Source organism: Rhodococcus sp. RCBS9 (assembly GCF_029457415.1).
GTDB classification, from domain to species: Bacteria; Actinomycetota; Actinomycetes; order Mycobacteriales; family Mycobacteriaceae; genus Rhodococcus_F; species Rhodococcus_F qingshengii.
In genome coordinates, this window is record NZ_CP120422.1 from 4,431,980 (window position 1) to 4,445,436 (window position 13,457).

Sequence of the window (13,457 nt, forward strand, 5' to 3'; positions counted from 1 at the left end):
TGGATATGAACTTCACCCCAAAATCATGTTCTACCCAAGACCGTTGGTGATTGCACTCAGTGATGGGTGTGGTTGAAAGTCCGGGAGTGCCCGGCGGCCCACGTAGGTGAACGAGGTAGGGGGATAGCTTGATGTAGTGGTTCTACAGTTTGCCTGGTTATGCACTGCCTCGCTTTGCATCGTTACGCTGATTCGTAAGCCTCTTCTTCATGTTTCCTCTGTACGCCCCGTGCGCTTGCGCCGGGGCGTTTTGCATGTCGCGGACTGTGTCTTCTCGGGTTCACCCCGATGAGGTGCAGCGGTTCCTGAGTGGGACAACGACTGTCACGAGAGGAGGCGAAGTATGGCAAAGCCTGAGAAGGTTTCCGCAGTTGCGGAAATCACCGAGCAGTTCAAGGGTTCGACCGCCGCTGTGGTCACGGAATACCGTGGCCTTTCGGTTGGCAACATCACGACACTGCGACGCGCTCTCGGAGAAGGTGCCACCTACTCCGTCGCCAAGAACACCCTGGTCAAGCGTGCCGCCGCAGAGGCTGGCATCGAGGGCCTTGATGACCTGTTCGTTGGTCCGACCGCCATTGCATTCATCAAGGGCGAACCGGTCGACGCTGCGAAGGCTCTGAAGAACTTCGCTAAGGACAACAAGGCGCTCATCATCAAGGGCGGCTACATGGACGGCGCTGCGCTGTCCGTGGAAGAGGTCAACAAGATCGCGGATCTCGAATCCCGCGAAATCCTGTTGGCAAAGCTTGCCGGCGCGATGAAGGGCAACTTGGCAAAGGCCGCAGGCCTGTTCAATGCTCCCGCTTCGCAGATGGCCCGTCTGGCCGCTGCCCTGCAGGAGAAGAAGGCTGCAGAAGGCGGAGCCGCAGAGGCCCCCGCAGAGGCTGCCACCGAGGCTCCGGCCGAGGCCGAAGCCGAAAGCTGATCCGCACCCGCGCATCACTGCTATAACCCCGCCCGGTCGCGGATCAGCGACATGGGACTTACAGGAAGGACCGCCACAATGGCGAAGCTCAGCACCGAAGAGTTGTTGGACCAGTTCAAGGAGCTCACCCTCCTCGAGCTCTCGGAGTTCGTTAAGGCATTCGAGGAGACCTTCGAGGTCACCGCTGCTGCTCCCGTCGCCGTCGCCGCTGCAGGCGCACCGGCTGCCGGCGCAGAAGCTGCTGAAGAGCAGGACGAGTTCGACGTCGTCCTCGAGTCGGCTGGCGACAAGAAGATCCAGGTCATCAAGGTCGTCCGTGAGGTCGTTTCCGGCCTCGGCCTGAAGGAAGCAAAGGACCTCGTCGAGAGCGCTCCGAAGGCCATCCTCGAGAAGGTTGCCAAGGACGCCGCAGAGGCTGCCAAGGAAAAGCTCGAAGCTGCCGGCGCAAAGATCGTCATCAAGTAAGACGGTTTTCCCGCTGCTCTTCGCGAGTAGTAACGAAGAGGGCCACTCCCCACGGGGAGTGGCCCTCTTTTTTTGAACTTTTTTCGCGGGTGATATGCCGGAATTCATGCAGGTGGGAGGGGTGTCCGAACTAGGCTGTGATCTGAATTATGCTTCTTCCCTACTCGTTAGTAGTATTCGCAGTCACGGGTACCACTCCCATGCGATAGAGTGACCCAACCCACACGGGTGCATGCATGCAACGGACGTCGCGGAGGTAATGGTGGGAGTCGAGGTAGCGGTACAAGGACTGACAAAGTCTTTCGGGTCGCAGAGGATTTGGCAGGACGTGTCGTTGACACTTCCCGCGGGTGAGGTCAGCGCACTGCTCGGGCCTTCGGGTACCGGTAAGTCGGTGTTCCTGAAGTCCCTGATCGGACTGCTCCGCCCTGAACAAGGCTCCATCGTCATCGACGGCACGGACATCCTGCAGTGCTCCTCCAAGGAGCTCTACGAGATCCGCAAGCTGTTCGGCGTTCTCTTCCAGGACGGCGCACTGTTCGGCTCGATGAACTTGTACGACAACATCGCCTTCCCGCTTCGTGAGCACACCAAGAAGTCGGAATCCGATATCCGCAAGATCGTGATGGAGAAGTTGGACCTCACGGGTCTGGTCGGCGCCGAGGACAAGCTTCCCGGTGAGATCTCCGGCGGTATGCGCAAGCGTGCCGGTCTGGCGCGTGCACTCGTTCTCGATCCCGAGATCATCCTCGTCGACGAGCCCGACTCCGGTCTGGATCCGGTGCGTACGACGTACATCAGCCAAACGCTGATCGACATCAACGCCCAGTCGGACGCGACGATTCTGATCGTCTCGCACAACATCAACCTCGCACGCACGGTGCCGGACAACATCGGCATGCTCTTCCGTCGTCAGTTGGTGATGTTCGGTCCTCGTGAGGTGCTGCTCACCTCGGACGAGCCCGTCGTCAAGCAGTTCCTCAACGGAACGATGATCGGTCCGATCGGTATGTCGGAGGAGAAGGACGAGGCTCAGATGGCGCACGAGCAGGCGCTCGTCGACGCCGGTCACCACGCCGGTGGTGTCGACGACGTCGAGGGCATCGTGCCGCAGATGAAGGCCACCCCCGGAAACCCGGAGCGTCAGGCTGTTCGTCGTCGCCAGGAGCGCGTCCGTCAGATCATGCACACCCTCCCAGCTAACGCACAGGCGGCGATTCAGGACAGCCTCGACGAGGTTGACGGAACTGGGCAGTACGATCCCCAGTACGCCGAAGCGAGCGGCTATCAGGGGGAGTGGAACGACAACTCGCAAGACACGCAGGTCATTCCTGCATACGAGGGCGATCCCTACGGAAACACGACACACGGGCAAGGGTAGGCATATCGGATGGGGGTTACCCGCAACTCGGTTCTGAGTCCGGTCAACGGAGCATTAACTCAGGCCGGAAACATCGTCGAACTGTTTGTCGAAGTCGTCAGGAATACGTTCCGGCGTCCATTTCAGTTCCGTGAGTTCATCGAGCAGGCCTGGTTCATCGCCAGCGTGACAATTTTGCCGACGGCATTGGTAGCCATCCCTTTCGGCGCCGTCGTCTCACTGCAGACCGGTTCGCTGATCAAGCAGTTGGGTGCAGAATCGTTCACTGGCGCTGCCAGCGTCCTGGCGGTGATCCAGCAGGGTAGCCCCCTGGTGACAGCGTTGCTGGTCGCCGGTGCGGCCGGATCGGCCGTGACGGCCGATCTCGGTTCTCGAACCATCCGTGAAGAGATCGACGCGATGGAAGTCCTCGGAATCAATCCGATTCAGCGCCTGGTGGTTCCGCGTGTCCTCGCGATGGTGCTGATCGCTGTTCTGCTCAACGGACTGGTGTCCGTCGTCGGTATCGCGGGTGGTTACTTCTTCAACGTGATCCTGCAGGGCGGTAACCCCGGTGCCTACATCTCGTCGTTCTCAGCTTTTGCGCAGCTACCGGACATTTGGAGCGGTGAGATCAAAGCCGCGGTGTTCGGTGTCATCGCTGGTGTGATCTCCGCGTACAAGGGACTCCACCCGTCCGGTGGCCCGAAGGGCGTCGGTGAGGCGGTGAACCAGGCTGTCGTCATCACGTTCCTGCTGTTGTTCTTCGCCAATCTGATTCTGACGATGGTGTACCTCCAGATCGTGCCGGCGAAGGGATCTTGACCTAAATGACCATCGCACGAGGCCGCGGCGATCAGTTCCTGCTGAAGAGTCGCAAAGTAGCCAGAATTCCAGTGAACGCGTTGGACCGCGCGGGCGAGCAGATGTCGTTCTACGCGCGCGCCATCGCGTGGACCCCGCGCACCCTGCATCGGTACCGGAAGGAGACGCTTCGACTACTCGCCGAAGTGACCTTCGGTAGCGGTGCGCTCGCAGTGATCGGCGGAACCATCGGCGTCATCGCGATGATGTCCGGATTCACGGGTGTCGTCGTCGGCCTCCAGGGCTTCGCCGCTCTGGAGCAGTTGGGTAGCTCGGTCCTGACCGGCTTCCTCTCCGCATACGTCAACACCCGTGAGATCGCTCCGATCGTTGCGGCTCTTGCGCTCTCGGCCACGGTTGGTTGTGGCTTCACCGCCCAACTCGGTGCCATGCGAATCTCCGAAGAGATCGACGCGCTCGAGGTCATGGCAGTTCCGTCGGTGCCGTTCCTGGTCACGACGCGCATGATCGCCGGCTTCGTCGCCGTCATTCCGCTGTACATCGTGGGTCTACTCGCGGCGTACCTCGCCTCGAGAGTGATCAGCACGGTCTTCAACGGGCAGTCGACGGGTTCCTACGACCACTACTTCAACCTGTTCCTGCCACCGCAGGACGTGCTGTATTCGTTTGCGAAAGTCCTGGTATTCGCCTTCGTGCTGATCCTGATCCACTGCTACTACGGGTTCCATGCCTCAGGTGGTCCCGCAGGTGTCGGTGTGGCCGTCGGCCGCGCTGTTCGCGCCGCAATCGTGACGATCGCCGTTCTCGACTTCTTCCTCAGCCTCGCAATCTGGGGCACCACGACGACAGTGAGGGTGGCCGGATGATCGAGGCTCCGTCAGTCCTGCGCCGCCGTGTGCTCGGACTCGTGTTCTTCGTGGTGTTGGCATTGTTCCTGGCCTTCACCATCGGAACCTTCAACAAGACGTTCAAGGACGTCGTGAAGATCGACCTCGTGACCGACACAGTCGGAAATGCGTTGCCACCCAACGCGGACGTCAAGGTCCGTGGGCTGCTGGTCGGCGAGGTGCGATCCGCGTCGACGAAAGACGGCCAGGTCACCTCGGTCCTCGCGATCGAGCCGGACAAGGCTGATCTCATTCCGTCCAACGTCACGGCGCGTCTGCTCCCGAAGACGCTTTTCGGTGAGCGCTACGTCTCCCTGATCATTCCGGAGGGAACCACCGCGACCCCGATTTCCGCGGGAACGGTGATCCACCAGGACAAGAGCGGCAATGCTGTCGAGGTCGGCGACGTTCTGGACGGACTGCTCCCACTTCTGCAGGCGATTCCGCCGCAGGATCTGGCGAACACTCTCGGTTCTCTCGCGCAGGGTCTGACGGGACGCGGCGCCGAGCTCGGTCTGACGGTCGATCGTCTCGAGGAGATCTTCCGCGGCGTCAATACCGAACTGCCCGCGGTGCAAGAGGATCTGCGCAAGTTCGCGGACTTCTCCCAGACGTACTCGGACGCTGCGCCCGATCTGATCAACGCTCTCGACAATCTGCGGACCACGGGTAACACGGTGGTGCAGAAGCAGGACCAGTTGCGGACACTGCTGGCGTCGCTCACCGTGACATCGTCGGACACCGCAGCCTTCCTCGAAGCGAACTCGTCCTCGATCATCACGCTCGCTGCGGATTCGAAGGAAGCTCTCCAGCTTCTGGCCCAGTACTCTCCGACCTTCGGGTGCACGTTCAAGGGCTTCTCGGACACCGCTCCGGAAGCTGCCAAGATCCTGTCCACCGACGCGCCCAATCCTGGTGTGCGTGCGAGTATTCAGATCGTGAACCCCAAGGGTCGCTACCTGCCCAACCAGGACGAGCCACGGCTCGTCGACAACCGCGGCCCGGTTTGCTACGACAACGTCACCGAGCCCGGTCGTCCGTTCCCGCAGTACCCCGGCGGTTCGTACGGTGACGGTTCCTACCAGGTTCCTTCCCGCAATCCAGGTCCCGCCACCATGGAATTCCTGCCTGCACCCGAGGGCTCCGGACCTCAGTTGTTCTCGACCAACAACAGCGGTCCTGCGCAGCAGGCCGGCTACGCGGGCTCGAAACTCGAAGAGGATACGTTGAAGGTGATCTACGGACAGGCCAACGGTGTTGCGCCGGACGATGTTCCGGCGTGGACCACGATGGTCAGCGCTCCGGCATTCGCAGGTGCGGAGGTGAGCGTCCAATGAGAGGACTCGCAGCTCCGCTGACAAAGCTCATCATCTTCGTTGTGGTGACGGTCCTGGCGACAGGACTGCTGGCAGCCAGTATCGCCAACCTCGGCGGCGGTGGCGGCACCAAGTTCAACGCCGTCTTCTCCGACGTCACTTCGTTGAACGAGGGCGACGAGGTTCGCATTGCCGGTGTTCGTGTCGGCCAGGTCGAGAAGATTGCCATCGTCAACGACAACCAGGCCGAGGTCCAGTTCTCGGTATCCGACCGTGATTGGTTGCCGGCCAGTTCCATCGCCACCATCCGGTTCCGCAACCTGGTGGGGCAGCGGTACATCTCGCTCTCGCAAGGTGAAGGCAGCCAAGGCAAGAAGATCACCGGCGGCGATACCCTGCCGCTGTCTCAGACGCGCCCGGCAGTCAACCTCACGACACTCTTCAACGGCTTCAAGCCGCTGTTCACCACCCTGAGCGCGGACGACGTCAACAAGCTGTCGTACCAGATCATCCAGGTCTTCCAAGGCGAATCGGGCACCATCAGTGAGCTCGTGCGCAACACCGCGAGCCTGACCAACACCGTCGCGGACAAGGACGCGGTCATCGGCGCGGTGATCAAGAACCTCAACGACGTTCTCGACACCGTCAACGCGAACGACAAGAACCTCGATTCACTGATCGTCAACACCCAGCAACTCGTCACCGGGTTGGCCAACGAGCGTGGGGTGGTCGGTTCGGCCGTCACCTCACTCGCAGGTCTGACCGACGCGACGGCAGACTTGCTCGAGCCGACGCGGCCGTCGATTCAGGGCTCGATCACGGCACTCAACACGCTGGCGACCACACTCAATCGTCGGAGTGACGACGTCAACGCGGTGCTCGAGACCTTGCCGGTCAAGCTCGAGAAGCTCGCACGCGTAGCGAGCTACGGTTCCTGGTTCCAGTTCTATCTGTGCGGAATCGACATCGTTGCCGGTCCAGGACAGTCTGCGTCGCTGAATCTGCCCACCGGCCTGCCGACGGTCAATCAGCCGATTTACACCAACGCGGCCACGCGATGCACTCAAGACGGTATGAGGGAGTTGCAAGGTCGATGAGTAAACGTCGCAGTCCGGCAATGGCCGGAGCCATCGGTATCTTCGTGGTGCTGCTGGCCACTTTGTCCGCGTTCTTCCTCGATTCGCTTCCGTTCGTGGGAGCAGGCTCGTCCTACTCCGCCGAGTTCTCCGAAGCCGCGGGTCTCAAGCCTGGTAACGAGGTTCGTATCGCCGGCGTGAAGGTCGGCAAGGTCACTTCCGTCGATCTCGACGGTGACCGTGTTCTCGTCGACTTCAAGGTCAGTGACGCGTGGGTGGGAGATCAAACCTCTGCGTCCATTCAGATCAAGACCATTCTGGGACAGAAGTACCTCGCACTAGATCCGCGCGGAACCGACAACCTCGATCCCAAGGATCGGATTCCGCTAGAGCGCACCACCTCTCCGTACGACGTCGTTCAGGCCTTCTCGGCCGCGGCGGACACCGTCGGCGACATCGACACCGACCAGTTGGCGAAGAGCATGGAGACGTTGTCCCAGGCATTCTCCGAGACACCTGGCGATGTCCGCGCTTCGCTCGACGGTGTCAGTCGGCTGTCGCAGACGATCGCGAGCCGCGATCAGGACTTGCAGAAGCTCTTCGCCGCCACCGGGAAGACGTCGCAGATTCTTGCTGACCGCAACAAGGAATTCACCCAGCTGATCCGAGACGGTGGACTACTGGTGCAGGAGCTCAACAATCGCCAGCAAGCGATTTCGCAGCTGCTCACCGGAACTCAGCGCGTCTCTCAGCAGCTCACCGGTCTCGTTCGTGACAACGAGGCGGCAATCGGGCCGGCGCTGACGCAGCTCAACGGCGTCATCGACATCCTGAAGGCAAACAACGAGAACCTGGACAAGGCACTGAAGCTCTACGAACCCTTCATTCGCTTGTATGCCAACGTGGTCGGCAACGGCCGTTGGTTCGACCAGGTCGTCGTGAACCTCCTTCCGCCGGGTCTGCCGGACATTCCGGGCTACCGTGACCCCGTTCGTACGTTGGGAGGCAACTGATGGCTGATACTGCCGAAGCCGGAAGCGGCTCCAAGAAGCGCTCGGTCGCGATCATCGCCGCTGTTCTGATCGGGTTACTCGTAATCGGTGGCGCGCTGTGGTGGGTGTTCACTCGCGCCGGTACCACCAAGATCACCGCCTACTTCGACAAGTCGGTGGGTATCTACGACGGTTCCGACGTTCGTGTTCTCGGTGTCAAGGTCGGCACCGTCGAATCCGTCGAACCCCAGGGAGATCAGGTCAAGGTCGAGCTGCGTGTCGATCGTGGGATCGACATTCCCGCGGGTGCCAGTGCCGCTCAGATCACGCCTTCGGTGGTTGCCGACCGCTACATCCAGCTGACACCGGTCTTCACCGGCGGCGACAAGATGGCCAGCGGTGCAGTAATTCCGATCGAGAAGACGGCGACGCCTGTCGAGGTCGACCAGTTGTACTCCAGCATCGACGAACTCGCGTCGGCGCTCGGTCCTGAAGGTGCCAACAAGAACGGAGCACTGTCCGATTTCGTCGAGACAGGTGCGGCCAACCTCGAGGGCAACGGTGAAGCGTTGGGAGACAGCATCACCAACCTCTCGGATGCCGCACGGACGCTCAACGATTCGCGTGACAACATCTCGCTCACCATCAAGAACCTGGATACTTTTGTGGGCGCTCTCGCGGCCAACGATCAGCAGGTGCGCCAGTTCAACACGCAGTTGTCGGACCTGACCGGATTCCTGGCAGGTGAGCGCGACGATCTCGGTGCCGCTCTGAACCAGCTCTCGATTGCGCTCGGCGACGTCGCGAAGTTCGTGGCCGACAACCGCGATCAACTGGTCCAGACAACCGAAGGTCTCGTCGAACCGACACAGACATTGGCGAACAACAAGGAAGCACTGGCCAACACGCTCACCATGCTTCCGCTGGCGATCTCCAACTTGGTCAACTCGTACGACGCCGAATCAGGTGTGCTGGCTTCACGTCTGGCGTTCCCTGATCTTCAGAACCCGGCCGGCGTGCTCTGCAAGTTGATGGACCTCGGCAAGCTGTTGCCCGGTGATCCGCGGTTCGAGGCATTGGGAAGGCAGATGCAACCGGCTATCGACCAGTGCGCAAACGTCGCTGCGATGACCGACGCAGCCAATCAGGCTGCAGGCCTGAACCTTCCCTTCGGCATCCTTGCCGGTTCCGAACGACAGATGCAGGTAGTTCCGGGCACTGTGCCCGGCGTCGTGTCACCGCGACTGACCAGTGGAAACGGGGAGGGCGAGTGAAGCGTTCATTGATAGTCGGCGCCGGATTGTGCGCCGTCCTGATCTCGGCAACCGCCTGCTCGTCCGAGGGGATCTACGCTGTCCCGCTTCCCGGCGGTCCTGATGTGGGTTCCGATCCGATGCACTTGACCATTCAGTTCGACGACGTGCTCGACTTGGTTCCGCAGTCCGCTGTGAAGGTCGACGGCGTTCCCGTCGGTCGAGTCGACGACGTGTCGGTCGGACCGGACGGATGGACCGCGGACGTCGGAATCATCCTCGACTCGTCGGTTGATCTGCCCGCCAACGCAATTGCCGCGGTCGAGCAGACCAACCTGCTCGGCGAGAAGTTCATCCAGCTGTCGGCCCCGCCGTCCGGACCGGACTCTGCGAAGCTGGCCGACGGTGACCTCATTCCGCTGGATCGCACTCGCCACGCCACGGAGATCGAGCAGGTTCTCGGCGCATTGTCGCTGCTGCTCAACGGCGGCGGTGTGGGCCAGTTGCAGCCCATCGTCGAAGAACTCGGTGCCGCGTTCGACGGTCGCGAAGGCAAGACGAGAAGTCTTCTGGAGCAGGCGAACACACTCATCGGTGGACTCAACGAGCAGCGTGACGACATCACACGCGCCCTCGACGGCCTGGATGTGCTCTCGACTCGCGTCAACGATCAGAACGAGAAGATCGGGAAGATTCTCGAGGAACTCCCCGTTGCGACACAGGTTCTCAACGAGCAGCGTCCGCAGCTGACGCAGATGCTCGCTCAGGTGGATCGACTCGGAACAGTGGGAACCGACGTCCTCACACAGTCCAAGGACGATCTGATCGCTGATCTTCAGGCTCTGCGTCCGACGCTGCAGGCGCTCGCAGACTCCGGTGACGACTTCGTGGGGGCACTTCCGTTCCTTCCGACGTTCCCGTTCCCGGACGGTGTCGAGAAGATTGCACAGGGTGGTTCCGTCAACCTCTTCCTGAGTGTCGACCTGCAGATCGGCAATACACTCTCGGGTCTCGGTGTCGGGCAGGGAGAACCGGAATACCGCCAGCCCAAGTTCGGCAATCCCAAGCCGGTGGTCGACCCCTCCAACCCGTACTACAACGGCAACGGGCCGCGACCGGGGTGGCCGACAGTGTCACTGCTGCCGATCGCTCCGATCCTGCCGCAGGTTCCCGTTGTCGCCGGCCTTCCCGCCACAACAGCGGGTGACCCGGCAACGCCGGCGCCCGCGGCGAACCCACTCAACCCCATCCAGGGAATGCTGGAACAGTTCGGAATCGGCGGTGATGGACAGTGAGATCAGCTCTGGTCAGATGGCAGCTCGTCGGCTTTGTCGTGGTTGCGCTCCTGGGTCTCATCTACGTCGGCGCCAAGTACGTGCGCCTGGACAACCTCATGGGGTTCGGTCAGTACACGGTGAAGACCGAATTGGCCACGTCCGGTGGAATTTTCACCAACGCCGAGGTGACGTATCGCGGCGTGCCGGTCGGGCGAGTGGGCGACATGTCGTTGACCGAGGACGGAATTCAGGTCGACCTGAAGATCGACAACAGTGCTCCGGAGATTCCCGCCTCGGCCCGTGCCGTCGTGGCCAACCGCTCCGCCATCGGTGAGCAGTACGTCGACCTTCAGCCCGATACCGACCAGGGACCGTTTCTCGAGGACGGCTCGGTGATCGCGGTGGGGGACACCACAACTCCGATCCCGATCGAGGATGTGCTGACCAGTGCCAACGGCTTGGTCAAGTCCGTGCCCGTCGACGCGCTCCACACCGTCGCCGTCGAACTCGGTGCAGCGTTCAACGGCAAGGGCGAGGACATTCAGGTCCTGGCCGATTCGCTGTCCGGCCTCTCGCAGTCCGGGCTCGACACTCTGCCTCAGACGCTCGCGCTGATTCGGAACAGTGAGACGGTATTGACGACGCAGTCGGATCAGTCCTCCGCGATCAAGCAGTTCAGTACCGATCTCGATGCTGTCACGGCGCAGTTGCGGACCAGCGATCCGGACATCCGTCGCTTGATCGACAACGGCATCCCGGCCAGCGATCAGATCGGTGCCCTCATCAACGAGGCGGGCCCGAGCCTGACGACTGACCTGACCAATCTTGCCGCGACCACCGAGACGCTTGCGCCGCGAACGATCGCGCTGCAGCCGTTCCTGATCTTCCTTCCCGGCCTGGCCGCTGCCGCACCGACGGTTGCTCCCGGCGACGGAACGGTCCATCAGGGCTTGGTGCTGGAGACCAACAATCCGCTCTCGTGCACGGTGGGTTACGAAGGCACCATGGCGATCCTGGACGAGATGAAGCGTCAGAATCCCAATTTCGACGACACCCAGCAGGACTTCCCGCTCAACACCGCCGCGTCGTGTGAGACGCCGCTGGGCAGCGAGACGGGCGTCCGCAGTGCCAACCGCGTGGTGTACGCCGATCCCGACACGATCCAGCCTTGGGACTTCAAGCCGAAGGTCGATCCGGACAAGTTGAACCTCAACCCGATCGCGACGCAGTTGGCGCCGTTGCTCGGAGTGACACCGAAGTAGACCGATCCGAATGTGGTCGAGTTTGTGCAGTTCAGGCTACTGAGTTGTGGCAGTTGACGATTCGCGGCCAGAGGCTGGGCAAAACAGGTAAGTAGGGTAGTGAGTGTGATTCAGAGAAACAGTTCCCCGCAGTCCGGCGGGCCCGAGCAAGTCGAATCGGGAGCGCCGACAACCGGTAGACCGAAGGGGCTGACAGCGTCTCTGATTGCGGTCGGTGTCTTGCTTCTGGCGGCCGTGGTTGCGCTCGGTGTGTTCGGCGTCCCGTACGTTCGGGCGCTCACCACCGACCGCACCACCGCCGAGATGCGTGACGACGCGCTTATCGGTGCGCAGCAAGTCGCGATCAACCTCAACAACGCGGATTCGGCCAATCTCGACCAGTCGATCGAGAACATGCGTTCTTCGGTGACCGGTGACGAGATGACGACGTATCTGCAGACCGTTCAGGATTCCATCACCGACGAGTTGCGTAACTCGGGCTCGAAGGCTGACACCGAAGTCGTTCAGTCCGCGCTGACCGAGCTCAATACCGATGACCGGACCGCCACGGCACTGGTCGTCGTTCGTGTCACCACGACCCAGGGCAACCAGTTCGTCAAGAATCAGCTCGGCATGCGGCTGGGCATGGTCGAGATCGACGGGGTCTGGAAGGCGCAGTCGGCTGATCCGATCGGATCGCGACTCGATCTCGGCTCCGGCACCCTGCCGGCCACCGACGGCTCCACGCCTGCTCCTGACGCAACGCCCGCACCCGGTTCGGGGACCGAGGCACCTGCCTCCGGTGCTCCCGCACCGACAACCGAGGGTGGTGATTCCGGTGGCCAGTAGTTCGTCGAACCTGCACACCGACATCCCTCGAAGGAGAAGCGCGTAATGCCACCCAAACGTCGTACCGGCGGACCGTCCTCCCCGCAGAACCGTCGGCCGAAGATCGCGGGAAGCGCTCGCTCGCTCAACGTCCCCGCGGGGACGTCCGATTCGGATCCGGTCGAGCCCACGATCGAACAGCCGGAAGAAGAAACACAGGAGGCTGTGAAGCCGGAGGTTGCGAAGCCGGAGGTTGCGAAGCCGACGCTCACGAAGGCAGAGTCCGGAGAAATCGAGCCGCCGAAGACGGAAACCGACGCTCCGGAATCCACACCGGGCCCCGATCTGACCAAACCGGCGAAAACCGTCGCAGACGAGCCCAAGGCCCCTGCTACCCCGGAGACGGGCGCGGGGGAGTCGGCGACAACACCTACACAATCCAAGGCCGGTTGGCGCCTGGTCGCGATCCTGGGGGCCGCAGCGGTCATCGTCGCGATCCTCGCCGGCATCGCCTTCTTCAAAGTCGGCGCGAAGACGGACGACATCGCCTGGGTGGACGAAGGCGCCACGGCTGAGGTTCTTCGTGTGACGCCGTCGGCGTTGGCTGCAGTCTTCACGTTCTCTCCCGACACGTTCGACGCCGATTTCGACAAGGGTGTCCAGGGCTTGAACCAGTCGATGCGCGATCAGCTGACGCAGTACAAGGACACACAGAAGGCCGGCGTCGAACAAACCCAGACGGCAACGACCGCTGATGTCCCGCTGATCGGGATCACACGGCTCGAGAAGGACCGGGCGCAGTTGCTCGCCCAACTGAACGTCAGCTCGACGCAGAACGGCGTGGCGGCAGACTCTCGCTCCGGAATGGTCATCGTGAGTCTGGAGAAGCAGGACGGAAACTGGCTGATCTCGGAGATTCGCGACCAGTAGCTCGGAGATTCGCGACCAGTAGCACCTGCGCACCAGCGCGAAGATCTGGATCGACGCACGATGTCGGTCCAGATTTTTC

General features: G+C 61.7%; 13 protein-coding genes. All 13 read left to right on the plus strand.

Annotated features, from left to right (window positions below; translation table 11 throughout):
* The first annotated feature begins 343 nt into the window (after positions 1 to 343).
* The 13 genes from rplJ (at position 344) to P0M12_RS21025 (ending at position 13,378) form a co-directional block, all read left to right on the plus strand.
* A complete protein-coding gene (gene rplJ, locus P0M12_RS20965) occupies positions 344 to 928 on the plus strand; it encodes a 50S ribosomal protein L10 (RefSeq protein WP_003942074.1) in 585 nt (194 codons plus the stop codon).
* A gap of 78 nt (positions 929 to 1,006) precedes the next feature.
* Entirely contained in the window at positions 1,007 to 1,393 is a 387-nt protein-coding gene (gene rplL / locus P0M12_RS20970; RefSeq protein WP_003941857.1) for a 50S ribosomal protein L7/L12, read from the plus strand.
* Positions 1,394 to 1,652: 259 nt separating this feature from the next.
* A complete protein-coding gene (locus P0M12_RS20975; RefSeq protein WP_007728450.1) occupies positions 1,653 to 2,774 on the plus strand; it encodes an ABC transporter ATP-binding protein in 1,122 nt (373 codons plus the stop codon).
* A 9-nt stretch (positions 2,775 to 2,783) separates the two neighbouring features.
* A complete protein-coding gene (locus P0M12_RS20980) occupies positions 2,784 to 3,578 on the plus strand; it encodes an ABC transporter permease (protein WP_277376771.1) in 795 nt (264 codons plus the stop codon).
* A gap of 5 nt (positions 3,579 to 3,583) precedes the next feature.
* Positions 3,584 to 4,444, plus strand: a complete 861-nt coding sequence (locus P0M12_RS20985) for an ABC transporter permease (protein WP_003941894.1) — start codon at positions 3,584 to 3,586, stop codon at positions 4,442 to 4,444.
* The gene (locus tag P0M12_RS20990; protein WP_003942007.1) at positions 4,441 to 5,802 is read left to right on the plus strand and encodes an MCE family protein; all 1,362 of its coding nucleotides are present in this window, start codon (positions 4,441 to 4,443) and stop codon (positions 5,800 to 5,802) included. The genes P0M12_RS20985 and P0M12_RS20990 overlap by 4 nt, the downstream gene beginning before the upstream one ends.
* Entirely contained in the window at positions 5,799 to 6,878 is a 1,080-nt protein-coding gene (locus P0M12_RS20995; protein ID WP_003941932.1) for an MlaD family protein, read from the plus strand. Before P0M12_RS20990 ends, P0M12_RS20995 begins: the two co-directional genes overlap by 4 nt.
* On the plus strand, positions 6,875 to 7,870 hold the full coding sequence (locus P0M12_RS21000) for an MCE family protein (RefSeq protein WP_003942053.1): 996 nt from the start codon (positions 6,875 to 6,877) through the stop codon (positions 7,868 to 7,870). Before P0M12_RS20995 ends, P0M12_RS21000 begins: the two co-directional genes overlap by 4 nt.
* Positions 7,870 to 9,123, plus strand: coding sequence for an MCE family protein (locus P0M12_RS21005; protein ID WP_003941941.1), 1,254 nt, complete (start codon positions 7,870 to 7,872; stop codon positions 9,121 to 9,123). Before P0M12_RS21000 ends, P0M12_RS21005 begins: the two co-directional genes overlap by 1 nt.
* Entirely contained in the window at positions 9,120 to 10,397 is a 1,278-nt protein-coding gene (locus tag P0M12_RS21010; RefSeq protein ID WP_003941859.1) for an MCE family protein, read from the plus strand. Before P0M12_RS21005 ends, P0M12_RS21010 begins: the two co-directional genes overlap by 4 nt.
* Positions 10,394 to 11,641, plus strand: a complete 1,248-nt coding sequence (locus P0M12_RS21015; RefSeq protein WP_007728444.1) for an MCE family protein — start codon at positions 10,394 to 10,396, stop codon at positions 11,639 to 11,641. The genes P0M12_RS21010 and P0M12_RS21015 overlap by 4 nt, the downstream gene beginning before the upstream one ends.
* 99 nt (positions 11,642 to 11,740) lie before the next feature.
* Complete coding sequence (locus P0M12_RS21020) at positions 11,741 to 12,469, plus strand: hypothetical protein (protein ID WP_315872977.1); 729 nt, start codon at positions 11,741 to 11,743, stop codon at positions 12,467 to 12,469.
* A gap of 45 nt (positions 12,470 to 12,514) precedes the next feature.
* Positions 12,515 to 13,378: a hypothetical protein gene (locus P0M12_RS21025; protein WP_065352141.1), complete on the plus strand. Its 864-nt coding sequence runs from the start codon at positions 12,515 to 12,517 to the stop codon at positions 13,376 to 13,378.
* Positions 13,379 to 13,457 lie beyond the last annotated feature (79 nt).

What these genes read in the sequence shown, in the direction of transcription:
- rplJ (WP_003942074.1), top strand. Translation starts at nt 344, where the DNA reads ATGGCAAAGCCTGAGAAGGTTTCCGCAGTTGCGGAAATCACCGAGCAG.
- rplL (WP_003941857.1), top strand. Translation starts at nt 1,007, where the DNA reads ATGGCGAAGCTCAGCACCGAAGAGTTGTTGGACCAGTTCAAGGAGCTC.
- P0M12_RS20975 (WP_007728450.1), top strand. Translation starts at nt 1,653, where the DNA reads ATGGTGGGAGTCGAGGTAGCGGTACAAGGACTGACAAAGTCTTTCGGG.
- P0M12_RS20980 (WP_277376771.1), top strand. Translation starts at nt 2,784, where the DNA reads ATGGGGGTTACCCGCAACTCGGTTCTGAGTCCGGTCAACGGAGCATTA.
- P0M12_RS20985 (WP_003941894.1), top strand. Translation starts at nt 3,584, where the DNA reads ATGACCATCGCACGAGGCCGCGGCGATCAGTTCCTGCTGAAGAGTCGC.
- P0M12_RS20990 (WP_003942007.1), top strand. Translation starts at nt 4,441, where the DNA reads ATGATCGAGGCTCCGTCAGTCCTGCGCCGCCGTGTGCTCGGACTCGTG.
- P0M12_RS20995 (WP_003941932.1), top strand. Translation starts at nt 5,799, where the DNA reads ATGAGAGGACTCGCAGCTCCGCTGACAAAGCTCATCATCTTCGTTGTG.
- P0M12_RS21000 (WP_003942053.1), top strand. Translation starts at nt 6,875, where the DNA reads ATGAGTAAACGTCGCAGTCCGGCAATGGCCGGAGCCATCGGTATCTTC.
- P0M12_RS21005 (WP_003941941.1), top strand. Translation starts at nt 7,870, where the DNA reads ATGGCTGATACTGCCGAAGCCGGAAGCGGCTCCAAGAAGCGCTCGGTC.
- P0M12_RS21025 (WP_065352141.1), top strand. Translation starts at nt 12,515, where the DNA reads ATGCCACCCAAACGTCGTACCGGCGGACCGTCCTCCCCGCAGAACCGT.